This window comes from Serratia sp. Sp408 (genome assembly GCF_057180665.1).
Map to the genome: position 1 here is coordinate 282,921 of NZ_JBXUFT010000005.1, position 24,420 is coordinate 307,340.

General features: G+C 56.5%; 22 protein-coding genes. 8 read left to right on the forward strand and 14 right to left on the reverse strand.

The window, feature by feature from the left end:
• Nucleotides 1-42: 42 nt before the first annotated feature.
• Nucleotides 43-1,170 (forward strand): iron-containing alcohol dehydrogenase, encoded by a 1,128-nt coding sequence (locus tag AC2AXP_RS16710; protein ID WP_484381816.1) that lies wholly within the window; start codon nt 43-45, stop codon nt 1,168-1,170.
• Nucleotides 1,171-1,363: 193 nt separating this feature from the next.
• Nucleotides 1,364-2,458 (forward strand): hypothetical protein, encoded by a 1,095-nt coding sequence (locus AC2AXP_RS16715; protein WP_198773242.1) that lies wholly within the window; start codon nt 1,364-1,366, stop codon nt 2,456-2,458.
• Here AC2AXP_RS16715 and AC2AXP_RS16720 read toward each other — a convergent pair.
• The 8 genes from AC2AXP_RS16720 to AC2AXP_RS16755 form a co-directional block, all read right to left on the reverse strand.
• On the reverse strand, nt 2,455-3,705 hold the full coding sequence (locus AC2AXP_RS16720; RefSeq protein WP_039991215.1) for a phospholipase D-like domain-containing protein: 1,251 nt from the start codon (nt 3,703-3,705) through the stop codon (nt 2,455-2,457). The genes AC2AXP_RS16715 and AC2AXP_RS16720 overlap by 4 nt on opposite strands.
• A complete protein-coding gene (locus AC2AXP_RS16725; protein ID WP_039991216.1) occupies nt 3,698-4,348 on the reverse strand; it encodes a MotA/TolQ/ExbB proton channel family protein in 651 nt (216 codons plus the stop codon). The genes AC2AXP_RS16720 and AC2AXP_RS16725 overlap by 8 nt, the downstream gene beginning before the upstream one ends.
• An 18-nt stretch (nt 4,349-4,366) precedes the next feature.
• The gene (locus AC2AXP_RS16730) at nt 4,367-6,610 is read right to left on the reverse strand and encodes a TonB-dependent receptor family protein (protein WP_484381817.1); all 2,244 of its coding nucleotides are present in this window, start codon (nt 6,608-6,610) and stop codon (nt 4,367-4,369) included.
• 38 nt (nt 6,611-6,648) lie between these two features.
• Nucleotides 6,649-7,404 carry an energy transducer TonB family protein gene (locus tag AC2AXP_RS16735; RefSeq protein WP_198773241.1) on the reverse strand — a complete coding sequence of 252 codons (756 nt, stop codon included), beginning with the start codon at nt 7,402-7,404 and terminating at the stop codon, nt 6,649-6,651.
• Between the two features lies 1 nt (nt 7,405).
• Entirely contained in the window at nt 7,406-7,813 is a 408-nt protein-coding gene (locus AC2AXP_RS16740) for an ExbD/TolR family protein (protein WP_004955669.1), read from the reverse strand.
• A gap of 436 nt (nt 7,814-8,249) precedes the next feature.
• A complete protein-coding gene (locus tag AC2AXP_RS16745) occupies nt 8,250-9,170 on the reverse strand; it encodes a L,D-transpeptidase family protein (protein WP_004955671.1) in 921 nt (306 codons plus the stop codon).
• Nucleotides 9,171-9,338: 168 nt separating this feature from the next.
• Nucleotides 9,339-10,217 (reverse strand): helix-turn-helix domain-containing protein, encoded by an 879-nt coding sequence (locus tag AC2AXP_RS16750; RefSeq protein ID WP_004955673.1) that lies wholly within the window; start codon nt 10,215-10,217, stop codon nt 9,339-9,341.
• 10 nt (nt 10,218-10,227) lie between these two features.
• Nucleotides 10,228-10,611 carry a hypothetical protein gene (locus AC2AXP_RS16755; protein ID WP_371901975.1) on the reverse strand — a complete coding sequence of 128 codons (384 nt, stop codon included), beginning with the start codon at nt 10,609-10,611 and terminating at the stop codon, nt 10,228-10,230.
• A 119-nt stretch (nt 10,612-10,730) separates the two neighbouring features.
• Here AC2AXP_RS16755 and AC2AXP_RS16760 point away from each other — a divergent pair, with 119 nt between their 5' ends.
• A complete protein-coding gene (locus AC2AXP_RS16760) occupies nt 10,731-11,552 on the forward strand; it encodes an AraC family transcriptional regulator (RefSeq protein WP_198773240.1) in 822 nt (273 codons plus the stop codon).
• An 11-nt stretch (nt 11,553-11,563) separates the two neighbouring features.
• Here AC2AXP_RS16760 and AC2AXP_RS16765 read toward each other — a convergent pair whose 3' ends face one another.
• From AC2AXP_RS16765 to AC2AXP_RS16775, 3 genes are read right to left on the reverse strand one after another with little or no spacing between them, the layout of a single operon-like run.
• Nucleotides 11,564-12,544 (reverse strand): AraC family transcriptional regulator, encoded by a 981-nt coding sequence (locus AC2AXP_RS16765; protein ID WP_004955681.1) that lies wholly within the window; start codon nt 12,542-12,544, stop codon nt 11,564-11,566.
• 45 nt (nt 12,545-12,589) lie between these two features.
• Complete coding sequence (locus AC2AXP_RS16770) at nt 12,590-14,935, reverse strand: beta-glucosidase family protein (protein ID WP_449145754.1); 2,346 nt, start codon at nt 14,933-14,935, stop codon at nt 12,590-12,592.
• 15 nt (nt 14,936-14,950) lie between these two features.
• A complete protein-coding gene (locus tag AC2AXP_RS16775; RefSeq protein WP_004955687.1) occupies nt 14,951-16,309 on the reverse strand; it encodes an MFS transporter in 1,359 nt (452 codons plus the stop codon).
• Nucleotides 16,310-16,494: 185 nt separating this feature from the next.
• On the opposite strand from AC2AXP_RS16775, the gene AC2AXP_RS16780 reads away from it, so the two are divergent.
• From AC2AXP_RS16780 to yncE, 5 genes are all read left to right on the forward strand, one after another.
• Nucleotides 16,495-16,983: a hypothetical protein gene (locus tag AC2AXP_RS16780; protein ID WP_004955689.1), complete on the forward strand. Its 489-nt coding sequence runs from the start codon at nt 16,495-16,497 to the stop codon at nt 16,981-16,983.
• On the forward strand, nt 16,980-17,384 hold the full coding sequence (locus tag AC2AXP_RS16785) for a hypothetical protein (protein ID WP_430299288.1): 405 nt from the start codon (nt 16,980-16,982) through the stop codon (nt 17,382-17,384). Before AC2AXP_RS16780 ends, AC2AXP_RS16785 begins: the two co-directional genes overlap by 4 nt.
• Nucleotides 17,385-17,656: 272 nt before the next feature.
• On the forward strand, nt 17,657-18,196 hold the full coding sequence (locus tag AC2AXP_RS16790; RefSeq protein WP_004955692.1) for an SRPBCC family protein: 540 nt from the start codon (nt 17,657-17,659) through the stop codon (nt 18,194-18,196).
• On the forward strand, nt 18,196-19,368 hold the full coding sequence (locus AC2AXP_RS16795) for a zinc-dependent alcohol dehydrogenase (RefSeq protein ID WP_004955698.1): 1,173 nt from the start codon (nt 18,196-18,198) through the stop codon (nt 19,366-19,368). The genes AC2AXP_RS16790 and AC2AXP_RS16795 overlap by 1 nt, the downstream gene beginning before the upstream one ends.
• A gap of 206 nt (nt 19,369-19,574) precedes the next feature.
• On the forward strand, nt 19,575-20,651 hold the full coding sequence (gene yncE, locus AC2AXP_RS16800) for a 7-bladed beta-propeller protein YncE (RefSeq protein WP_484381818.1): 1,077 nt from the start codon (nt 19,575-19,577) through the stop codon (nt 20,649-20,651).
• A 27-nt stretch (nt 20,652-20,678) separates the two neighbouring features.
• On the opposite strand, the gene AC2AXP_RS16805 is transcribed toward yncE, so the two are convergent.
• From AC2AXP_RS16805 to AC2AXP_RS16815, 3 genes are read right to left on the reverse strand one after another with little or no spacing between them, the layout of a single operon-like run.
• Nucleotides 20,679-21,836 (reverse strand): CdaR family transcriptional regulator, encoded by a 1,158-nt coding sequence (locus AC2AXP_RS16805; RefSeq protein WP_449145756.1) that lies wholly within the window; start codon nt 21,834-21,836, stop codon nt 20,679-20,681.
• 23 nt (nt 21,837-21,859) lie between these two features.
• A complete protein-coding gene (locus AC2AXP_RS16810; RefSeq protein WP_430299290.1) occupies nt 21,860-23,026 on the reverse strand; it encodes a glycerate kinase in 1,167 nt (388 codons plus the stop codon).
• Between the two features lie 10 nt (nt 23,027-23,036).
• Nucleotides 23,037-24,374, reverse strand: a complete 1,338-nt coding sequence (locus AC2AXP_RS16815; protein ID WP_430299291.1) for an MFS transporter — start codon at nt 24,372-24,374, stop codon at nt 23,037-23,039.
• Nucleotides 24,375-24,420: the final 46 nt, after the last annotated feature.

Below are 24,420 nucleotides of genomic sequence, written 5' to 3' on the forward strand. Positions count from 1 at the left end.
TATCATGTTGAATAAATAACAATTCCGCAACAAGGAGCCCCCATGTCCAGCAGCCTGATGATCGCCAACCGGCAAACCTGGTTTGGCCACGGCAGTATCCGGCATCTGCTGCCGCTGCTCCAGGCAGATGCCCAGCCCACCCTGTTATTCAGTTGTCGCTCGTTCCTCAACGGCGAAGTGTATGCCGCACTGGCCGCCGAACTGGCGCCGCTGCTGGTGGGAACCGAAATCGTCAGTCACGAGGCGTCACCGCAGGACATCGATGGCTGGGTGGCCCGCTGGCGTGGCAAAGCCGCTCGGGTGGTCGCCATCGGTGGTGGCAGCGTGCTGGACGCCGCCAAGGCGTTTTCCGCGCTGGTGCAGCACCCGCTGCCGACGCTGCGTTATATGGAAAAGGTCGGCGATAGCCCGCTCAGCGGCGCGACATTGCCGCTGATTGCCATTCCCACTACCGCCGGCACCGGCAGCGAGGTGACGCAAAACGCCGTGATCACCGATACCCAGTTCAGTAAGGTGAAAGCCTCGCTGCGCCATAACAACTTTGTGCCGCAGGTGGCGATCCTCGATCCGCAACTGCTGGCCGGCGCGCCGGATCGGGTGCTGGCCTACTGCGCCATTGATGCTTTCACCCACCTGTTTGAAGCCTATCTGTCCAAAACAGCCAGCAGCCTGTCGCGCGAAATGTCATTGACCGGCATCGGTCTGTTCCTTGAGGGCTGGCCGACGCTGAACCGTAGCGATGCGGCGCGTGAAGCCGTCATGCACGCCTCGTATCTGGGTGGATTGACGCTGAGCATGGCGGGACTGGGGGTGATCCACGGTATTGCCGGGGAAATCGGCGCGCTGCGCGACTACCACCATGGTCAGCTGTGTGGCCGACTGCTGCTGCCGTTTCTGTCGTTGCTGGCGGACAGCGCGCAGCCCGAGCAGCGCGCGCGCATGACACAGCTGGCGGCGCGGTTGTTCCCGCAACACGCCCAGCGCCCGGAACAGTACCTGCAGCAGCTGATTACCGAGCACGCCATCGCGCCGTTCTGGCAAAACGATCTGCCGTTGAGCGAGGATGAGCTGCTGATTGTCCTCGACAAGTCCAACAGCAAGAATTCGCTGGTTGATTATTCCGCCGCTCAACGCCGCGCGATGATCGAACAGGCATTCCGCATTGAATGATCATATAATCAAGCCACTAGCGGGAGGAAAGACATGAGTTTCATCGATTGGATCCTCGCCGGCATCGCGGTGGGCCTGATTGTCGGCGCACTGATGAAGATGTTCGGCAAGAAAAAGAAAGACCAGTAACTTATCGAGGGAGCTATGCAAATAGCTCCCAAGGGAGCCATTGACGACAACTTCAAGGGACTGGATGATGAACCGTTTAAGCCGATTTCTCACCTCACTAACCCTTCAAAGAATTAGCGTTGCTGTTGCTGTCATGTTTATTGCCATCGCAATAATCTCACCCAAAACGGCAGCGATACTGATATATTTCTTAATGGGGTTGCTATTATTAAAACTAATATACGCAACGGTAAAAAGAATTTTTGTCATTTTCCCGATGGTAAGGAAGAAAATAATCACCCGTGGCTGGCGTGTGGTGGTGAATACGCGTAAATTTTATGCCATATCCCCCACGACCGAGTTATTCTTTCTATTATCTCTACTGATTGTCCCAATTATTTTCGTCGTTCTGTTTTTCCAGCAGAACCTATCCGTGGCAAAGGCACTTATCTCACTATTGGCCATCACGCTATCATGTGCGGCCTTCTTCGATATTAAAGGCAAGATAAGCTGGCTGATAAAGAAAGCCTGGGCACGCGTCATCGGCAAGCTGCTATTTGCCGGTATCGGTTCCGTTGCCTTTTTTATCGCGCTCGCGGGGATAAAACAATCGCTCTATCAAATGACCCAGGTCGAGGTAAAGCACTTCCCTGAATTCGTTAATCTTGCCGCCACCCTCTATACGCCCGTAGTCTATGGCTATTTCATCGGTTTTTTATTGATGTCGATGGTAGTGGTTGAATGGTTTTTCATCATGTTACCGATGTCTTTTTCACCAGTTTTAAGCTCTTTTTTTCCCGAAAAATTAGCGCGTTTTTCTTATCGCCTACGCACCGGTAAAAAAGAGCTTCCCGACACGACGCCATTTCACTCCAGAGATCTTCTGTTTCTGTTACGTATCTTCGCACCATTAGCCTTAATCACTACCTTTGGCCATATTGCCAATACCTTATCGACAACCTCCGAAAGCAGGCTCAACAAGACTATTATTTCTGCACTGATTGAAATGCATTATCACGATAATGTCGATTGTCAAAATCTGCCCTGGAATGCCAAACTGTTACGATTGGATAAAGACACGGTTTCTGTCGTTCAATCGACAGAAACCGGTGGATTCACATTTTCAAAACAACAGTGTCGATTAAAAACGGTAATGGATAATTCACAGCATAACCGTTAATCACCCCCCGGCTTTGGTGGTGGGTAGTCATAGTCGACGCGCAGCGCGGCGGCATAGTCGCTGTCCCACAGCTGGCTGAACAGCCGATCGACCCGCTGCGTCATGGCGGCGTTGTTCAGCACCAGTTCCAGGTTGCGTGAATTATCCAGATAGCCGCCGGTCCAGTTGCTGGTGCCGATCCACGCCCGCTCGCCGTCAATGGTCATGATTTTGCTGTGGATCACCCGCGCATACGGGATAAAACCGCTTTGCGCCTCGGGGATGGTCACCACCTTGATCTGCACATTAGGCAATAGCGCCAGGCTTTTCAGGTAGTCGATATCGGGCTTGTCGGTGTTCCAGTTGGCGACCATCAGTTCGATCTGCACGCCGCGCGCTGCCGTACTGCGCAACGCGTTGTCGATCACCGCGTAGTAGGGCCGGCTGCGTTGCGGGCCATAAGACAACGGCGCATAATCCATCACCTGCACCCGCACCTGCCGCTTGGCCGCCGCCAGCAAGCGCGGCAGTTCGTCTTGCGAATCGATAACCCCGGGCGGATCGTAAGCCCGCGGACTGGCAACCAGATAATTGCCGCTGGGCTGCGGCTCTGACGGCGGCTGATAAGCCAGCGCCGGCACCGGCTTGCCGGCCACCAACCGGGCCTGTGCCTGCCAGTCCTGCTCAAAAATCGCCTGCACCTGGCCCACTACCTTGCCGTCGCTGATGCGCAAGCCGGTTTCCTGAATATGTTGCAGCGCTCGCCAGTCAAAATTCTGGCTGCCGACAAACGCCTGTTCGCCGTCCACCAGCAGGTATTTGGCGTGCAGAATGCCACCGCTCAACTGCTGATACGGGATAATGCGCAACTCAAGGTTAGGGATCGCCTTCAGCTGTTCCAGCGTGGCCGGCGTCGAGTTGCGGATCCCCTTCTGCTCCAGCAGAAAACGGATCTTCACCCCGCGCTCGCCGGCCGCCTTCAACTGCGCCAAGACGCCGTCCAACTGCCCGCCGGGCTGATTGGCAACGTAAAACTGGGCGATGTCGATACGCTGCCTGGCCGCCGCAAACATCTGTTGCCAGACCTCGGCGGTGTCGCGCAGATCGTCGTTATGCAGGCGGGTCTCCACCGGTGCGGTATACACCAGTTCATAGCCGGGGATTTCAAAACGTGCCGCAGCGGCGTGGCTCAACATCAACAGGCAGCTCCCCCATAATGCCGTGTATAGGCGGCCTGATGGCCGCCGTGGTTGACGGCCATTAGGCATAACGTTGCTCCCCGCTGTCAACCCAACGGTCGGCCTGGTCATGTTCCGGGCGGCTGGCCGGCGTACCGGCACGGATCAGCAGCACCTTCAGCAGCTCGTTAATCCGCTCCATACGGCTTTGCAGGTAATTATTGCCCACCAGACACAGCAGCGCGATGGCGATGCCAAGGCCGGTGGCGTACAGCGCGGTGCCCATGCCGGCCGACACTAGACTCGGTTCAGACACCCCGGACGCCGCCAGCGCCTTGAAGGTTTCGATGATGCCCATCACCGTGCCGAGCAGCCCGAGCAGCGGTGCAGCGGTAACGATGGTTTCCAGCAGCCATAGCCCGCGACTCATCGGCGGTTTGCTCAACAGATACTGCGCGTCGATCACATCCCCCAGCGTTTCACGATCGTCGGCCTGATGTTTCTGTTCCAGCACCGGCAGGATCACCGCCAGCGGCAGGCTGTTACGCTGGGTTAACGCCTGCGGCAGATCGCCGGCGCGGCGCACCTGCGGCGTCAGCGCCTGTTCCAGCCGACGCGCCTGCCGTTGGGTATAGGCAAAATACAGCGCGCGTTCGATAATAATCACCAGCGCAATCACCAGCGCGGCGTACATCACGTAAAAGATAATGTCGTGCAATAGATTGGCATTCATAACGCCCCCTTCAATCAATTAAAATGTGGCTTCCAGCGACACGCTAAAGGTGCGCTCTTCGCCGACGTTGTAATACGGCGTGCTGGCTTTGACGCCGTCATACGGCACCGCATTGAACGTGGTGCTGCGCACCGAGGTCAGGTATTCCTTGTCAAACAGGTTGCTGACGCCAAAACGCAATGCCGCACTCTTGACGATTTTCTTGTCCACCGGCAGATACACCCCGGCCGCCAGATCGACCACCGTGCGCCCACCGATTTTTTCGTCGTTGGTCAGATCGCCATAGAACGAGCTGACGTATTTGCTGCTGACGCTGCCGTAGTACAAACCGTCGTCGTAGCCCAGCGTCAGGTTGAGCAGATTTCTTGGCACGTTGGGCACGTCCTTGCCAGAGGTCGGCAATTCATGGCCGCCGTTGCTGACGATGTTGTTCTGCTGCTTGGCCTGGGTGTAGGTGTAGGAGGCGTAATAGTTGAAGTTATGCGGCAACTGACCGCTCCATTCCAACTCCAGCCCCTTGTTCTCCACGTTGCCGATGTTCATCATTTCGTAATCACCGTCGGCATTGGTGGTGGAAATCTGCCGATCGCTGTAACGCAGGTAGAACAGCGTGGCGCTCAACAGCATGTCCTCCTGCTGGAAACGCCAGCCCAGCTCGTGGTTCCAACTGAGCTCCGGTTTGGTATTGATCGAATCGCCCACGTTGTACAGCACGTAGTTCGGCGGCGTGCGCATATTGCGCGTCAGGTTGTAGAACAGCTGGTTTTCCTGGTTGAGCCTGTAGCTGGCACTGAAGTTCGGCAGTAACTCGTGGTAAGTGGCCTTGCGGTTTTCCGGCACGTTGTACAGGCTGCCACGGTTTTCCCCCTTACGCTCCACATACTGGTACGCCAGCCCGCCGACAAAGGTCCATTCCGGCGAGAAGAACCAGGTATCCTGCAGCCAGACTTTCTGCGCCGGCGTCACGGTGTACTGATTGCGCCCCTGTACGGTGTTGCCGTTGGCGTCCTGGACCTGATCGCTGCCGCCCGGTTTACCCCAGATCTGCGCCGGATTACCGTCGCCGTTGATGCTGATGAACGGCTGCGTTTGCAACTGACGCGCTCGCTCATACCAGTAGCCCACGTCGAGACTGTGCTGTTCGTTGATATCCCACTTCAGCTTGGTGGTAATGCCCGGCCGCCAGGTCTGTGTCCACGACGGGCGATAGTAGGTATTGGAACCGAGATTGCTCAGGTCATACTGTCCGGCGCGGTCCGAGGTGCTGGACAGTACCGAGGCGGTCTGGCCGGTGAAGCTGCCGCCGTTGCCCCAGTAATAGTACGGTTGCAGCGTCAACGACAGGTTGTCGCGCAGTTGCAGCTTCTGGGTAAACGACAGGGTGAAGTTTTCGAACGGGTTGCGGTCGATCTTGTAGTACTTGTTCAACTGTCCTTTGCTGTTGTACTCCGGCGTAGTGGCGTAATCGGTGTAGCGGCCGTCCTGTTCGAACTGCGCTTTGCTCAGGGTGTTGTAGTTGGCGTTTTCCTGCCGGTTGTACTTCATCACCAGGTTACTGCTGTTGCCGTTGCCGTCTTCGTACAGCGAGTTCATTTCAAACTTGTCGGAATATTCACGCCCTTCGCCGCGCCACTTTTTGGCTTCGGTGTGCGAATAGGAGATCCAGTTGCTGAAACCGTTATACTCGCCGGTTTCCAAACGGGCGAAGGTCTTGCTAAGGTTATTGCTGCCGAGCGTCTGTTTGACGAAACCGCCAAAGTCCTTGGCCGGTCGGCGCGTCACCAGCCCGATATTGCCGCCGCTGGAACCGATGTGCGGACCGTCGACCTCGGAGGAGCCCTGGGTGACGAAAATTTCCTGCAGGTTTTCCGCGTCGCCGAGCAGGTTCGGGTAAACCGCGTAGTTGCCGGAGTCGTTAATCGGAATGCCGTCCATCGACAGGCCGATTTGGTCTGACGTCATGCCGCGCATGGTGTAATCAACACCGCTCAGGCCGCTGGCGTCGTTGCTGTTAATGTTCAGTCCCGGCGTGTATTTCAATTTATCGATGGCGTTGCCGGCGGACGGCATTTTATCCAGCGCTTCCTTGGTCACGGTGGAGCGCGCCTTGGCACTGTCATCCTGCACCATCATGCCGCCGCCCAGCGGCTGCCCCTGAACGCTGATGGTACCGACGTCGGTACCCTCCTCCGCCATTAGCGCCCCTGGCAACAGCGCCGACATCACCGCCAGGTAAATCCCAGAACGTTTGAACGATTTCATTATTTTCATCCCATAGCGAACAATGGTTATTTCAGGCTTTATGGCGCCCGATAATTAAACGTGGCTGTGAAACGTTTTTTTGCTTGCCCGGCAAAAGCCTCACTGGGGAATGGCTTTACCTGGCTGATGCTCTGCAGACTGCTGGCCGCCGCGCGGTTGAGCAGCATGCTGCCGGCCTTGCTGGCGATACCCGAGGCCACGACCCGACCGCTGCGATCCACCTCCAGCCAGACTTCCACATTGCCCTGCGGCCGCTCCAACGACGCCTGACGCCCGGTCGGGTAGCGCTTGCGCTGTTCCAGTTCGCGGCGCAGCGCAAGCAGGTAGCCATTCTCCAGCGCCTGGGCATTGACCGTCGGCGTTGCCGGACGTGCTGGCGCGGCGGCCGGTTTTGACGGTTGCGGTCTGCTGGACAACGCCTGAGTTGCGCTGGCTGTCGGTGGTGGCGGGTTCACCGCCCTGGTTTTTTCCTTCACCGGTTTCGGTTGCGGCCTGGGTGTAGGTTTCGGCTTCGGTTTGGGTTTGGGCTGCGGTTTGGGCGTCGCCTCAACGATCGGTTCCGGCGCTGGCAGCAGCGGTTCGGCCATCGGCTCCGGCGGCGGTTCTGGCTGCGACGGCGCCTCGGGCATTGGGGGTTCCACCGGCGTTTCCACCAGTGCCAGCGCCATGGTGGTGTCGTCGTAGCGCGGCTGGATCTTCAGCGTGGCCTGCTGGCTGGCGAACAGCAGGCAACCGGCGACGATCAGCGCCGGCAACCAGCTGAAAAGATGACGTGAGCGATAGAGCAGATACATGTCACAGCTTCCGGGTGGCGATAGAGACAGAGAAGAAACCGCCCTGGCGCAGGCTGTCCATCACGGCCACCAGCCGTTCCACCGCAACGCCCTTATCGCTGTTGACGATAATGGTGGTAGGTTGATCGCCCTGCTGCTGTTGCTTTAGCGTGCTAACCAGGGCGTCCAGCGCAACCGGCTGGCCATCGAGCTGCAACTGCTCGTCGGCGCCCAGGGTGATGATGGCCTTTTTCTGCGGCTTCAACTGCTGCGCACTGCCGGCGCTGGGCAATTGGGTCTTCAATCCCAGCGCCGGGATCACGTTCAGGCTGATCAAGACGAAAAACACCAGCAAAAACATCATCACGTCGATCATCGGGATCAGTTCGATGTGCGCTTTATTTTTCTTTGGTTCGTTCCAGTTACGCATGGCATACCCTCCCAAAAGCAAAGCAGCCAATATAGTGAGGGTATGTTTATCTTTTGTTACGTTTATGTGATGTTATTTTCACAATCACGTTATTTTGAGAAGATTTTTTCAATTCAAAGGGCGGTATGAAAGGCGAGCAAAGCGTGGACGTACAGGGATGAGGAAAATTTCGCGGCAAAAAAAGCGCCAAGGCAACCGCATGACGACCATGTAATGTGAGAATAATGACAGCCTGTAGCCATAAAAAAGACGCCCGCAGGCGTCTAAAGTTAATGACAACGTAGCCTATTGGCCCGAGATAGCAGGGCCAAGCGCACCTAGGGGCGCTCCGGCGGCTCATGCCGCTACGACCCCAACGGCACGCTCGCCCTGATATCTGACTGTATCAGCAGTCTGAGACGCCCGCAGGCGTCTTTTCACCGCGAAATAACCGCTATCAGTTCACTTTAACCGGCATACCGGAACGCGCCTTGATTGCCGCATCCACTTCGCTCTGGTTGATACCCGCATCCATCAGCACTTTGCCGACCGCTGGGGTGATGGTTACCGGCACCGGATCTTTCGACTTCAGCTCTTCTTCGTTGGCAGAAAGCGGGTTGTGCACTTCCAGATAACGGGAACCGTCTGGCTCCACCGAGGCTTTCACCGGCTCGTTGATAAACTGTACGCGGGTGCCGACCGGCACGCTGTCGAACAGGTATTTGATATCATCGGCACGCAAACGCACACAGCCGTGGCTCACGCGCAGGCCGATGCCGAAGTTGGCATTGGTACCGTGAATGGCATACAGACGCCCTACGTACAACGCGTACAGACCCATCGGGTTGTCCGGACCGGCCGGGAATACCGCCGGCAGGATTTCGCCGTCTGCGGCATATTCTTCACGCATTTTGGCGGTCGGCGTCCAGGTCGGGCCGTCCTTCTTGCGCTGTACGCTGGTTACCCAGTTCAGCGGCGTGTCCTTGCCCAACTGGCCGATGCCGATTGGCAAAACCACCACGGTGTTGCTGCCCTTCGGGTAGTAGTACAGACGCATTTCGGCACTGTTGATGATGATGCCCTGACGCGGCGCGTCTGGCAGGATCAACTGCTGTGGAATGGTCAGGGTACTGCCCGGCGTTGGCAGGAATGGATCCACCCCCGGGTTGGCTTCCAGCATATTGCTCAGGCCCATCTGGTACTGAGCGGCAAAGCTTTCCAGCGGCAGCTTGCTGTCGGCTGGAACCTGGATTTGAATATTTTGCCCCACCAGGCGGCTATCCTTGGCAGGCAGTGGGTATACAACGGCGAAGGCTGCCTGGCTGAACGCAACCAGTGCCGTAAACAGGGTTAATAACGCGCGAATGCTCATTTTCATCTTCGTGTTGGTGTGTGGGCCGCACTGGCATAGGTATTATCCAGGTCAAAAAGACCGGATGCGCATTATATGTGCACTTCGGCAAAAGTGTGAAACATTCCCGGTTGCAGAACGCACTTTTTTGTAACGCACTAACCACAGAAGATGAATTTTATTGTCAAACGGCGCTTAGCGCGCCGATTTGTCTGCCGACAGCCGACGGATGGGGATCAGGTATTCGCAACGGATAGCGCTGGTCGCCTGGTGGTAAAATCCGCTTTGCGCCGGGTAAAACCGTTCGATATCACGCCCTGGTCGGCGCACCACGTCCAGTTCCGGCATCGCGGTGTCGTAAATCCGCGCAATAAAGTTCTGCAACTCCTCAGCCTGGCCATGGTAAACGAAACTGGCATACTCCCCCGGCTCAATCTGCACCACCTCCCCCACCGTTCGCTCATCCACCAGCGCGGCGGTGTACACCATGCGCTGCCGATCGCGCTGCCGACCATCGACCTCCAGACTGGTCAGGCCGTAGGCCACCGACGGAGGCTGTGCATTGGGCTGTAACAGCGTGCTCCAGGCGGTATGGCGCAGCTCTTTCTTCATGCGCCCCAGTTCGTGCAGCGTCATCGTGCGGCGCTGAGTGCGCCCGACCAACTGCATCGCCGGCAGTTCGACAAAGTCGGCCGCCGGCAACGGCTGGGCGGCGATGCGCAGCGGCGGCTGCATACCGTAGCTCGACCAGTCGGTACAGCGGCGGTAGGCCGCAGGCGGCAGACCAAACTGCTTTTTAAAACCACGAGTAAACGTCTGCTGCGAATCAAACTGATATTTATCGGCGACGATCGCCACGCTGGTGCGCATCAGGCGCAACTCGCGCGCGGCGGCGGTCAGCCTTCTACGCCGAGCGTAGGTTCCCAGCACGTGGCCGGTCTGCTGCTTGAACATCCGTTGCAAATGCCACTTCGAATAGCCTGACCTGGCAGCGATATCATCCAGCGTCAGCGGCTGATCCAGATTCTGCTCGATCCAGGCCAGTAATTGGTTAATCACGTCCAACTGATGCATTGCAGCCCCCTTATAGACTCAACAGATTTTGCGCCCGTTGCCGCGCCTGTGTTTCATCGGCCACCACCTCGACCGGGTAACCCCAGAATCGGCTGGCAAAGTCGGCAAACGGCTCGGCAGCGGCACGGCGCTCCGCGTCTGGCTCAATCATCACCATACCTTTGACATATTTTTTCAGCGCATCACGGCGGTCGCGTTTCCACAACGCCACCTGCGTGCGCCGATCGCGATCGTGCTGTTGTTCATCGGTCATCGGTGATTCGCACAACAGTACAAACGGCTGCTGTCTGGCCAGCAATGCGTCAAACTCGGCAAACTCACCGGCAACGTCGCGAGGCTGCCCCGCCGGTTGGCGCATCCACACCCAAGGGAAACTAGCGGTATCTAATGACATTACGTTGACTCCATAGAAGACTGACGGCATGCCGCTTACTTTATCGACGACCGCACTAGACCACATTGCACAATCAGGACATAATATTTTTCATTCACGCCAAAATGAGAACTATTCTCATGAGTTTCGTTGCCACCAAACCGCGTTTTGATATTGATAAGGTGCCACGCGCCATTTTTGCCGTACAGGGCACCAGCATTACCGAGGATTGGGAGGTTGAGCCCCATCGTCACCAGAAAGCACAACTGATCTACACCGCACGCGGCATGATCCGCTGCGAGGCGGAAAGCGGCCTGTGGCTGGTACCACCGCAGTGTGCCTTATGGATGCCCAGCAACACTTTGCATAATGCGCAGGGCACCGGATCAACCGAGTGCTACTGTCTGTTTGTCGATACCTCGACCTTCGTCGGCCTGCCGGAAAACTGCTGTACTCTGGCGATTTCACCGTTGCTGCGCGAGCTCTTGCTGCAGGCCAGCCGTTTTGACCCGTTGTACGACCAACAGGGTAGCGAAGGCCGCCTGATTGCGGTGCTGCTGGATCAGTTGGCGGCCGCGCCGGTAGAAAACCTGCATCTGCCGGTGTCGCACGACGTGCGCATTCGGCAACTGATGGAGCGACTGTTGGCCGACCCGGCGGATAAATCCACCATCGGGCAATGGGCGCAGCGCATCGGCATGAGCGAACGTTCGCTGAGTCGCACGCTACAACAGCAACTGGGGATGAGTTTTGGTCAGTGGCGACGCCAATTGCACGTCATGTTGGCGCTGCAACGCCTGACGCAGGGCGAAAGCGTACAGACCGTGGCGCTGGATCTCGGTTATGAAAGCGCCAGCGGTTTTGTGACGATGTTCAGGAAAGCCGTCGGCAAGCCACCGGCGCGTTATCTGGCGGAAAAAACGGCTGCCGGCCAGCAACTGGACGGCAGCATCGCCATGTGATGAGTCGGCATTCAGGCGGGTGCAGACAACCATTGGATGACTTGGGCACTGAGCGGCAAACAGCGAAAATCGGTCATTACCGCCAAATCCGCGTCGGGCTGATTCAGCCCGGCCAGCATTCTTTTACGAAACTCGCTGGGGGTCACCGAACAGTATTTGTTAAAACAGGCATTCAAATGCTTATGTTCTTTAAAACCGCAGAGGTGGCTGATTTCGGTAATCGGGATTTGGGTATTTTTTAACAGTGATTTTGCTTTATTGGTACGCAGGATCATCAGATATTCTTTGAAATTGTATCCGCTGACTTTCTTGAACATGCGGGAGAAATGGAAGTAACTCATACCCGCCATGTCCGCCATCTTCGACAAATTCAGCTCGCGGGTTAAGTGCTCCGCAATATAATGCATGCTCTGCTTAACCAGTTGACCGTCGCGTTTGCTGTATCCCTCGGACGGCACGCCCGCGCCGGGCTGCTCGGCATATTCAAGCGCACTCAATAACGTATAGATCGCAGCCAGTTTGGCAAAGGACGAAGCCTGCGCCATCTGCCGCTGGGTAATCAGCAGTACGGCGTCCCGCAATGCCCGATCCTGCGGCCGTTGCTCGGCCCAGGACGCACGGCAGTAATCGATATGTGGCGCCGGGTTAGCGTCATCAAACAGGCGGGGGGAAAACTGGATGGTCAGTAAGCGGCTGTTGGCTGCCGTGGCCTCCAACGCATGTATCTCATCGGGATTGATATATACCATGCCGCCGGCGGCCACCTGATGGCTGCGCTGACAAACATTGAGAGTGAAACTGCCGGTCAACACGCAGATCAGCTCCGGCGCACTATGCCAATGGGGTTCACAGTAGCGCACCTCGGCAGCAAACAGATTGTATTTTTCGGCATCAAAGGAAATCAGCTCGTACCCTGACCCTTCATGCACGCCCCCCGAACGATGGCTGCCTGCGCTCTGCCCAGCGCGATAGACTACTGCGAATGGAAACATGTGCTCCCCCGGTTCCCGGCAGGGCTGCCCTGCCGGCCAGAAAAGTTAATCGACGCTGCCTTGCAACGCCGCCTCGAGCTCGTCAATACTGATGTCCACGGCCAGAAACTCGGTCAGGCCAATGAACATGCCGCAAAACAGTTCAGGCGCTATCGATGCGAGCCTGTCACCGACAACCCCCTCCGGTTGACCGCTTTTTTGCGCCACCAATGCGGTAACCCGACGAAAGGCTGCCGGTTGCTGCAATAGCTGTTGCAAGGAGTTATCCGGTTTTAACGGTAAATACCACGGTGCCGCCTGCAGGCTCACCACCGCCTGCAAGGCAATGTCACGCGACGATCTGGCTATATGCAGGCCATAATCCCCTGACGACATGACCCAGCGTTGCAGCGTAGGATGATAGCAGGCCAAATCCTGCGCCTGAATGTTCATGCTCACGCTGCGCGTTTCTCCCGGTTCAAGGGCAACCTTGGCAAAGGCCGCTAACGCCCTCGGCTCTCGCGGCAACGCCTGTTGCGGCGCGCTGATATACAGCTGAACGATTTCCTTGCCGGCACGTTGGCCAATATTGGTGATATCCACGCTCACAGTCAGCGTTTCCCCCTCACGCAGCGTTGGCGTGGAAAGGCGCAAGTTGTCATAGGCAAAACGCGTATAGCTCAAGCCAAACCCGAACGGGAACAGCGGCGTCATCTTGCGCTTGTCATAGTAACGATAACCCACATAAATCCCTTCGGCATAAGCATGTTTTAAATCTTCGCCCGGATAATGCAGCCAGGCGGGGGTCTCCTCCAACGTATTAGGTACCGTCACCGTCAGCTTGCCGCATGGGTTGGCATGGCCAAACAGAATATTGGCCACTGCACGCCCCATTCCCTGGCCGGCGAAGAAGGTTTCCAGCACGCCCTTGCAGTGATTCAGCCAGGGCATTACCACCGCGTCGCTGTTCGCCAGCACCACGATCAGATTGGGTTGCACCGCCGCAACGGCGCGAATCAACGCCTCATGGCTGGCGATAATATCAAGATTACTGCGGTCACCGTTTTCGCCGTCCTCGCCGATGGCGGTGCTGGCAAACACCACCGCCACGTCTGACTGGCGCGCCACCGCAACCGCCTGAGCCAGCGCGGCGGCGTTGTCCGCGTCGTCATCGGGTGCGCCAATGGCATAGTCGATGTGAAAATCATTGCCGGCAACGTCCAGGATCTCGTCCAGCGGCCGATCCAGCATATAGGGTACGGTGGTCGCGCAGCCGGATCCCTGGATCACCGGTTCATGGGCCGGCTTGCCCAAAATCGCGATGCGCTTCACCTTGTCGAGCGTCAGCGGCAAAATATCCGCCTCGTTTTTCAACAGCACGACAGACTCCTGGGCTATCTGCTGAGCCAGGGCATGGTGCGCAGTAAAATCGGCCTTGAACCCCGGTTTGCGATGCCGCTGCACCTTGTCAATCAATGCCAGCATACGCAGGCAGGAGCGATCGACCACGGCTTGCGGTACGTCACCGGCATTAATCGCCGCCAGCAGCGAGCGCTTGTCGCGCCGCGTTTCCGGCATCGCCAGATCGTTGCCGGCCAGCAGCGATGCCGGGCGATGCTTAATACCGTACCAATCTGACATCACCACGCCGTCATACTGCCATTCGTCCCGCAATATCTCGGTCAGCAACTGGTGATGTTGGGATGTCTGAATGCCGTTGAGACGGTTATAAGAGGACATCAGCGTCCAGGGATTGGCTTTTTCAATGACACGCTTGAAACCGGCCAGGTAGATTTCCCGCAGCGCACGCTCCCCCACCTGCGAATCCATTTCGGTTCGTCGATATTCCGAATTGTTGCAGGCAAAGTGCTTAAGGCTGGCGCCGACCCCTTCATCCTGCAAGCCGTTGATCAAGCCTGCGGCAATATCAGCGCTCACCAGCGGATCTTCCGCATAGTATTCATAACCGCGGCCGGCTAACGGCGTGCGGCGAATATTGATGCCCGGCCCGAGCAGAATGCCAACCCCCATCTCCTGGCATTCGTGAGCCAGCGCCTGCCCCATGCGGTAAGCCAGATCAACGTCCCAACTGCACCCCAGGCTGCAACCGTTGGGGAAGCAGGTCGCCGGGCGCGAATAGCTGAACAGCGCTTCGGAACCACCGGCGGCCTCCTGATGACTTTCTGCTGCGTTTTGGCCGACAACCGACAGGAAATCGGTAATGCACCAATTTTCCCCGCCATCGATCTGGCTGGCACTGTAACGCACGCCGTAGGTGCCGTCGGTCATCACCAGGCTTTCAATACCCAGTCGCGGCAACGCCGCCGTGCGCCACAACCCTTGGCCAGTCAACAGCGCCACCTTTTCTTCCGTAGTCATGGTAGCAAGCGTGGCGGAAAAATCATTTTTCATAAGAATCACCTTGAGTTACGCGAGGTTTTGCTTGGCCAGTTCAATTTTTTTAATAATTTCACGGTAGGTTTTTTCATCTAAGGTATAAAACACCACAAATACCATACCGAGAATAAACATCAGGCCGGGGAAGATGGTCATCATCAGATTGATGCCATTACGCGCAGGTTCACTGATACTTTCTGCACTGTAATTGAAATAGTCGAGCATAATGCCGGCACAGCCGCCGCCGATCGCCATGGCGATTTTGGTAATAAAATTAAAGAATCCGTAAATAGCCCCTTCGGTTCTGACGCCATGTTTCCATTCCGCATATTCAACGGTGTCGGCAATCATTGACCACATCGAAACAAACCCCATACCCAGAGTAATACTGAACAGACACACGCCGGCCATAATTAAATAAATGTTTTCACCAGCAAAAATATATTGACCAAACAGGCCGACAACCCCAATGGTCAGCGCCAATAATGTCATGTATTTTTTACCCATCATGGCGATCAACCTGGCTGAAATCACCGTACCCAAAATATAGGCGGCGGACTGAATGGCAAAAAACTCGGAGGTGAACGACTCATCACTAATGATATACTTGATGAAATACACCGCAATCGCCATCCAAACGGTGTAGGCGATATAAAAGAATACGGTAAACAGGGAAAGATTGATCAGCGGCATATTACCGGAAACCGCCTTGATCATTTCTTTTAACGTCGGGGACTGCAATTGTACCTTTACCCGCTCTCGGGTCATGCCAAAGCAGGCAAGGAACAGAAAGGTCGCCAATAGCGCAAAACAGCTGACGGCAAAAACATACCCCATTTTTTGATCGGTAACACGCGAAATCAGCAGATCGGCGCAGGTCGACACCACCAGATAGCCCAAAATGGCAAACACAAAGCGGTACACCGACAGCGATGCGCGCGATCCTTCATGCTGGGTCAGCATATTGGTCATGGCCGAATACGGCGTATTAACCGCAGTATAAGCCAGACAATAAAGGGTGTAAGAGCACAGTGCAAAATAGAACTTATGATCGGTATCCGGTGTGTAAAAGCAAAACAGGGTTAATAAACCTAACGGTACCGCGCCAAAAAGCAGATAGGGTCTTAATTTCCCATAGCGCGTTTGCGTTTTATCGATAAAGAACCCAACGGCAATATTGAACAAGGCATCGATAACCCTGGCAATAACAAAAATCAGACTGGCCTGGGTGGCGCTGATACCGTAAATATTGGTGTAAAAATAAAGCAAAAACAGGGAGACGAAGCCAAAAGAAAGATTCGAGGCCATATCGCCAAAACCATAGCCAATTTTTTCTCGCACGCTGACTACGACATAACTATCACTCACCACTGCGGTTGTTTTTTTCATACCCTGGCTCTTTTAATGTTGGTGAACATATGCGGTTTATCGTCATGGCCACCTGATAACATGGCCTGACTCTGGCAGCGGTAATCGCTAATAAAACCGGCCAGGTCAATACGTTGTTTAATTGATTCTCACCGCAACGCCATATAACCATAAAAAGAGTGACGCGACTTCCCGCTTTTTGCGGGATGACTACCGTTTTTTTGCCGTCTCGGGGTTTATGCAAAATATGTGAGGAGCCGCATGTTTTTGCCGTTCTGGCCGCGGCGATAGCGGCAGCATGTGGCGCGATCAAGGGATATTCGAACTATCTCGACAGTGCCAGCCGAGCAGCCAGATTTATGAAAACCGGCGGTTGGATCGGCATCGGGCTCGCCGGGCTGAATACCACTAACGAAGTGTATAACGCCTGCACTAGCGGCCGAAAGCAGCAATGCGGGAAAATTGCCGTGAAGGGCTATGGTAACTTTGCTGCAAGTACGGCTACTGGTATTGTCGGCGGTCGCTTTGGATCTGCGATCGGTATGGGGGCCTGTGCAATAGTATCGGGGTCGGTGAGCGTTGGCATTGGAGCACTTGCATGTGGCGTGGCAGGAGCGGCCATCGGGGGCGCAACGGGCTCGGCAGTCGGTGGTTATGCTGCAGATTATCTGACCGACTTTATTTGGGGGGAATGATGAAACTTGTTGTTATCTTATGTGTTTTTATCGTCCTGCTATTAGCAGTGATTCAGTATGTGCTTTACCGCCGCCATCGAGATGAGTTTAATACCTTTTACCATCATTACGTGGGTAGCGGCCATCTTGTTCCTTCTTATGTTGTCTTGGCTGATAACCTCGGTTTTGTTGGCCTTTCAATGAAAACGCTTTGGTTCCGCTGGATATTGAACAACAGAAAAATAAAAACACAGCGCAATAAGTGGTTGGATAAAAAAACGTATGATTTTGTACAGGAGCACGCTTCAAAAAAGTTGCAATCCTGGATCAGGCCAGACCTTACCCTATTGATATATCAAGGAATATTTTTATTTCTGGCTGGGGCACTCATTTTACTGATAAATCATGAAATAATCAGCTGAGATGAAATACCTCGGGATTGGTTAAGCTAATAACAGGCTGTTTTATTACCGATAACATTCTTCTCGAACGGGACAACGTTAACACCACAATCCAGCTGCGGTCCCTCTTTGTTCTGCATTATCTTTCACGCCTCGCCCCCGCCAGCCAAACGTAACGGCAGGAAAAATCCTGAGTTTTTGCTTAACTTTAATCATAAGGAAATAACCCACAGGAAGATCCCGAACACCGCAGACTGTATTTAACCCGGCCTGTGTCAACGACGAGGAGAGTTATGCAACACGCTCAACTGAACGTCGAAGGCGTTAAAAACAAAAGCAAAGCGGTTGAAGTCAACCGATGGATCACCATCGGCAAACCGGCGCTGGAACTGCAACGGCTGTGGTGCGATCCGCACACCTTGCCACTGATCATGTCCCACTTCGCCAAGGTCGATATCCTCAACGAACGCGAATCCAGCTGGATGGTGGAAGATATGCTGAGCCAAAAATGGTATTGGCAAAATCGCATCACCGAGTTGCAACCCGGCATCGCCATCTATTGGCAATCCTTGCAAGGCGCCGACCTGCCAAACGAAGGTAGCCTGCTGTTCCGCGAAGCTCCCGCCGCGAAAGGCACCGAACTTTCCCTGCGGGTTATTTTTGAGCCCCCCGGCGGTGAAATGGGCAAAAAAATCGCCGACTGGTTAAACGTGGTGCCAAAAGAGATCGTCAGCAAAGCGCTGCACCGCTTTAAGAGCCTGGCCGAAACCGGTGAAATCCCGCGGGTTTCGCCACAGCCGGTCGGCGCTGACCGAGCGAAGAAGGAGGCGTAATGCGAGCACTGTGTTGGAACGGGGTCAATGACCTGCGTGTCGAAACGGTGAACGACCCCACGCTACTCAACCCTAAAGACGCGATTGTCAAAGTTGGGCTGACTACCACCTGCGGTTCGGATTTACACGTGATCGACGGGCTGATCCCCAGCATGAAAGACGGTGATATTCTTGGCCACGAATTTATGGGCGAAATTGTCGACATCGGGCGTGAGGTCAAACGTGTAAAAGTCGGCCAGCGCGTGGTGGTACCGTCATTCATCGTCTGCGGCTCCTGCTGGTACTGTCAGCACCAGCTGTATTCCTGCTGCGACAATACCCACCCGCAGCCCGAGCTGGGCGAACCGGCGCTGGGCTATCCCACCGCCGGTATCTATGCCTACAGCCACGCCTTTGGCGGCTATGCCGGTTCGCATGCCGAATACGTACGCGTGCCGTTTGCCGATAATGACTGTTTCGTCATCCCGGACGGCGTCAGCGATGAGCAGGCGCTATTTTTGTCCGATGCGGCGCCCACCGGCTATATGGGCGCCGATTTCTGCAATATTCACCCTGGTGATATCGTTGCGGTGTGGGGCTGCGGCGGCGTCGGCCTGATGGCGCAGCAAAGCGCGTTGCTGATGGGCGCCGAAAAGGTGATCGCCATCGATCGCCTCCCGGAGCGGCTGGCGTTTGCGCAAAACGCCTTCGGCGCCATTCCGCTGGATTATACCCAGGTCGATGTGCCGGAAGCGTTACTGGAACTGACCGGCGGCCGCGGCCCTGACAGCTGTATTGACGCCGTCGGCATGGAAGCCAAAGGCGAAGGGCTGACCCAGATCTACGATCGCACCAAACAGCTGCTACACCTGCAAACCGACGTCGGCGCCGCGCTGCGTCAGGCACTGTACTGTTGCCGCAAGGCCGGTACCGTGGCCATTCTTGGCGTTTACGGCGTGATGGACAAGTTTCCGGTCGGGCTGATGATCAATAAAAGCCTGACCATTCGTACCGCCCAGCAGCACGGCCAGCGTTATGTACCGACGCTGCTGGATCTGGTTGCCGCAGGGAAAATGAACCCGGCGTTGATGGCGACGCATCGCTTTTCGCTAGAGGAGGCCCCCCTGGGCTACCAGATGTTCAAGCATAAAACCGACGGCTGTTTGCGCGCCGTGTTCGCCCCCGCACGGTAGGCCTGTACGGTACGCAATGTGCGCTCGGGCAGTATCGGCGGCAAAATAGCTGCCCTTTCCAATAAATAATGATTATTATTCTCAAATATAAAGCCGGGCGCGCCATGACGTGCCCGGCGGCGTCGTACTTTTAATTCAATGTTGAGCTGTTTTCGCCGTTCGGCCTCCGCCGGCGGCCACAACACAATTAACCATATGGAGATGTTATGAACACTGTGATGACAACCGGTCGTCGCTTCGGCGGGCGTGCGGTTTTCCCACTGATGCTACTCACCAGCCTGCTGTTTTCTAGCGCATCGCAAGCACAGACCGACACGGAACTGCTGCGTAAACCGATTGGCAAGGGCGCCTATGAAATGGCCTATAGCCAAAGCGAAAACGCGCTGTATCTGGCTACCTCGCAGAGCCGTAAGCTGGATAAGGGCGGCGTGGTATACCGTCTGGATCCCACCACGCTGGACGTGACCCAGATCATCCATAACGACCTCAAACCGTTTGGTGCCGCGATCAACGGCAAAACCAATACGCTGTATTTCGGCAACACCGTCAACAGCAGCGTTACCGCTATCGACGCCAACAGTGGCAACGTGAAAGGCCGTCTGGTGCTCGATCCACGCAAGCGTTCCGACAGCGTAAAACCGCTGGCGCCGCGTGAACTGGTGGTCGACGCCAATACCGACACCCTGTATATCACCGGTCTGGGTGAATCCAGCGTGGTATGGGTAGTGGATGGCAAGGATCTGACGCTGCGCACCACCATCGCCAACACCGGCAAGTATGGCACCGGCCTGGCGCTGGACGCCGACGCTGGTCGCCTGTACGTGACCAACGCCGACGGCGAGCTGGTGACCATCGACACCAAAACCAACAAGATCCTGACGCGCAACAAACTGGATCAATCCAAAGAGCACTTCTTCCTGAACATCAGCCTGGATCCGGCGAACCATCGTGCGTTCATCACCGACTCCAAACAGCCGCAGGTGCTGGTGGTCGACACCAACAACGGCGCTATCCTGCACAAAATCGAGGCGCCAACCTCACTGGCAGTGCTGTTTAACCCGGCGCGTAACGAGGTCTATGTCACCCACCGCGAAGCTGGCGAAGTCAGCGTGATCGACGGCAAAACCTACCAGGTACTGCGCACCGTCAAAACGCCAACCCACCCGAACAGCCTGGCGCTGTCACCGGACGGCCAGACGCTGTACGTCAGCGTCAAGCAGGCTGCCAGCCGCGAGAAAGAAGCTACAGATCCGGATGACGTGATCCGGATTGCTCTGAAGTAAGCAACATCGGGGGTGCTGCGGCGCCCCCTAGCTAACCCCGGCGATCCACGGGCTCTGTTTCGGTTGATGCTTGCGATAGCAATGAATCGACACCGACAGCTGGATCAGATCCATAAATACCATCGGATCCAGATGCAGTTGCTTTTTTACCTGCTGTAAACGGTAAGCCAGCGTATTGCGATGGATACCCAGCGCCTGCGCCGTTCGGCCCAGTTCCGCATTATGAGCAATAAAGCTGTCCAGCGTTTCCAGCAACACCTCGCCAGAGTCATGGCGCAGCAGCTGATGTACAATCTTGTCGAAAAAATTCAGCAGATAGCTGCTTTCCAGCACCTTGAACAGGCACAGTACCGCCATTTCGCGAAAATAGTAGAGTTGCTGCTGTGGTTGCACTTTCATGCCAACCGCAATCACCGCTCGGGCAAACTGAATCGCTTCGCGCAGATCGTTCGGCGACTCCGCCCGTAGACCAACGCCGATATGGTATTGACTGATCTGGCTGTCGAGCATAAAGCGGATCTGTTCCAGTAGTCGCTCCTGCCCACCATCGTCACGGATCAGCACCAGTAGTTCATGACTGCCCAGCAGTAGCACCTCGGTCACGTTTTCCAGCATGCTTATCTGGCGTAGCAAGGTATCCAATATTTCACAGATACGCGCCTGGGCAATGGCAAGATCGACTACCAGCGGCACCGTCGGCGTGTGAAAGGTAAAACCCAACTGCGCCAGACGGCTGAACGCACGCTGCCCCGCCGGGTGATCGCCGTGTTCCAGATACTGGCTGAACAGCGTGTCACGCAGCCGCTGGCGCCAATTGATGTCACGCATCTCCTGCGCCTGGCGAACCAACAGTTCGGCGGTCAGGATCGCCAGTTCCGCATAACGTCCGATGGCACCCGGTTCGCCGCTGACGCCAACTACCATCACCACCCGATCGTCTACCGTGATCGGGTGGTTGATGCCAGGGTGAACGTTGCGAAAGCGCGCCGCCTGTTGGGCATTGTCGATGGTGATGCGCTTGCCGGTGCGGATCACTTCCACGGCGACGTCATGCTGTTCCCCGATCCGATGCCGTTCCCCCGAGGCAATAATACGGCCATGGTGATCGATAACGTTGACGTTATGATGGATGATTGCCATCGCGCGAGTAACAATTTCGTTGGCCAGGTGTGTTGTGATCAGCATGCTTTTTCCCGTTGATGATGTGGCTAACGGCCGACGGACACCATTCCGGCCCCCACTCGCAGCGTGCGCAGCAGGTTTTCAGCCGCGTCGGCCAACAGTGACTCACAGGCCGAGATGGATTCAGCCAGCGCCATCGGGCGTGGGCAGATCGACCACATGGCCTGCAGATGATGTTGATACAGTTCCCGGCTGTCCTCGTCGCGACCACCACACAAAGCGATGGTCGGCACACCGCAGCGCGCCGCCGCGTCGGCTACCCCGATCGGCGCTTTGCCAAAGGCACTTTGCCGATCCAGGCGTCCCTCGCCGACAATTGCCAGCGACGCCTGCTGAAGATGGCGTTCTGCATCCAGCAGCCGCAGTACCAGCTCGATTCCCGGCACCAGCCGGGCGCCGGACAGCCACTGCAACATCGCCCCCATTCCACCAGCAGCCCCTGCGCCAGGTTGCTTGCTGATATACCGACCACTGGCGGTCTCCATCACCCTGGCCAGATTGGTCATGCCCGCTTCCAGCGCGCTTAACACGACGTCATCCGCCCCTTTCTGCCGACCATATACCCAGGTCGCGCCGTGCGGCCCCAGCAACGGGTTGCTGACATCGCAGGATGCGGCCAGATCGCAATGCCGCAGCCGTGGATCGAGACCCGCCATATCGACGCGCGCAATCTGCGCCAGATCGTCACCGCAGGCACCAGCGGGCAGCAAGCTGCCATCGTCACGGTAGAAGCGCGCCCCCAGCGCCTGTGCGCAACCGACGCCGCCGTCATTGCTGGCGCTGCCGCCCAGACCGACGATCAACCGTTCAGCGCCGCCGTCGAGCGCGGCGCGCAGCATCTGCCCCAGGCCATAGCTGCTGGCGCGACCGACCTGGCGCTGCGCCGACGGCGTCAGTTCCAGCCCGCAGCATTGCGCCATCTCCACCACTGCGCCGCCGTCACCCAAGCTCAGATAGGCGCCGTTGACTTCTGCGCCGTACGGTCCACGACAACGTTGCTCATGCCAGGTTGCGGCAGGCAGTAAGGGACTGTGTGCCAGGGTCTGCAACAGGCCCTCGCCGCCGTCGGATACCGGCATTTCCACCAGATCCAGCTCGGCATCCACCCGCCGCAGCCCCGCCGCTACCGCAGCGCAAGCCGCCTGGGCGCTGCAACTGCCCTTGAAGGAGTCCAACGCAATCACAATCTTCATGCCACTCCCCTTACTGGCTAGCATCAACGCGCTCCGCACCGGCTATTGGCACATTACCGATCGGCTTGCGGCGAATAAAGCCGGACACCAACGCCCCCACCAGCAGCAATACCACGCCAAACCACAGCCCCGAGACGGCAGAGCCGGTACGATCCTCAAAAGCGCCAAGAATAAACGGCCCAAGGAACCCGCCGCACAACCCCAGGCAATTGAGCAAGCCGAAGCTGCCGGCCAGCATGCTGCCGCTCATCAGATTCGGCGGCCAACTGAAGATAATGGATTGCACAAAGAAAAACATTGAGGCGGTCAGGCAAAAGCCCAGCAACCCGACCAGCGATCCTCCCAATGCGCCAATGCATAGCCCAGCGGCCATCACCAGATAGCCCCCGGTCAGCATGCGGCGTGAACGCAGATCGCTATTGGCGAAGCGCGGCAACAGCACCCCACCAATCGCGGCGGCGATCCACGGTACTGCCGTCAGCAAACCAATCTGGAGCGAACTCAGGCCGCCGTGCTCACCGATGATGGTCGGCAGAAAATAGCTCAGCCCGTACACCGAAAACTGATGAGTAAAATACACCAGCACCAGCAGCATGAATGGTCGATTGGCAAACGCCGCTTTCAGCGAAAAGCGTGCTGGCGCGTGCCCCTGTTCGCGCGCTTCAGCCGCCAGCTTGTTTTCGATATAGGCCACATCCTCTGCATCCAGCCATGTGGCATCCGCCGGCCTGTCCGGTAATTTACGCCACACCACCCAGGCCAGTACCAGCGCCGGCATCCCTTCGATCACGAACATCCATTGCCAACCCGCCCAGCCCATGATGCCGTCCATGTTCAGCAACGCACCGCCAAGCGGCGCGCCGATAATATTGGCCAGGCAGACGCCAAGCAGAAACAGTCCGGTGGCCTTGGCGCGTTCTTCGCGGCTGAACCAGTAGGTCATATAGAAAATGATACCGGGATACAGGCCGGCCTCCGCCGCCCCCAGCAGCAGGCGCATGACGTAAAACGAGGTCGGTCCGGAAACAAACGCCATCCCGGCCGAAATCAGCCCCCAGGTCACCATGATGCGGGTGATCCAGCGCCGTGCGCCGACCTTTTCCATGATCAGATTGCTGGGGATCTCCAGAATCGAATAGGTCAGAAAGAACAAACCAGCCCCCAGGCCGAATGCGGTGGCCGACAGACCGATATCCGCTGACATCGCCGTTTTGGCGATACCGATATTGGTGCGATCGAGAAAACTGATGATATAGGCAACGATCAACAGCGGCATCAACCGACGATAGATTTTTCCGTTGGTGCGTGCGGCCTGATCCGGCGCCGCCCGTTGGTTATTTTTAGGCATGAAACAATCCCCATGGTTATGGCCGGTAGCAATGCGCTGCTCCTCG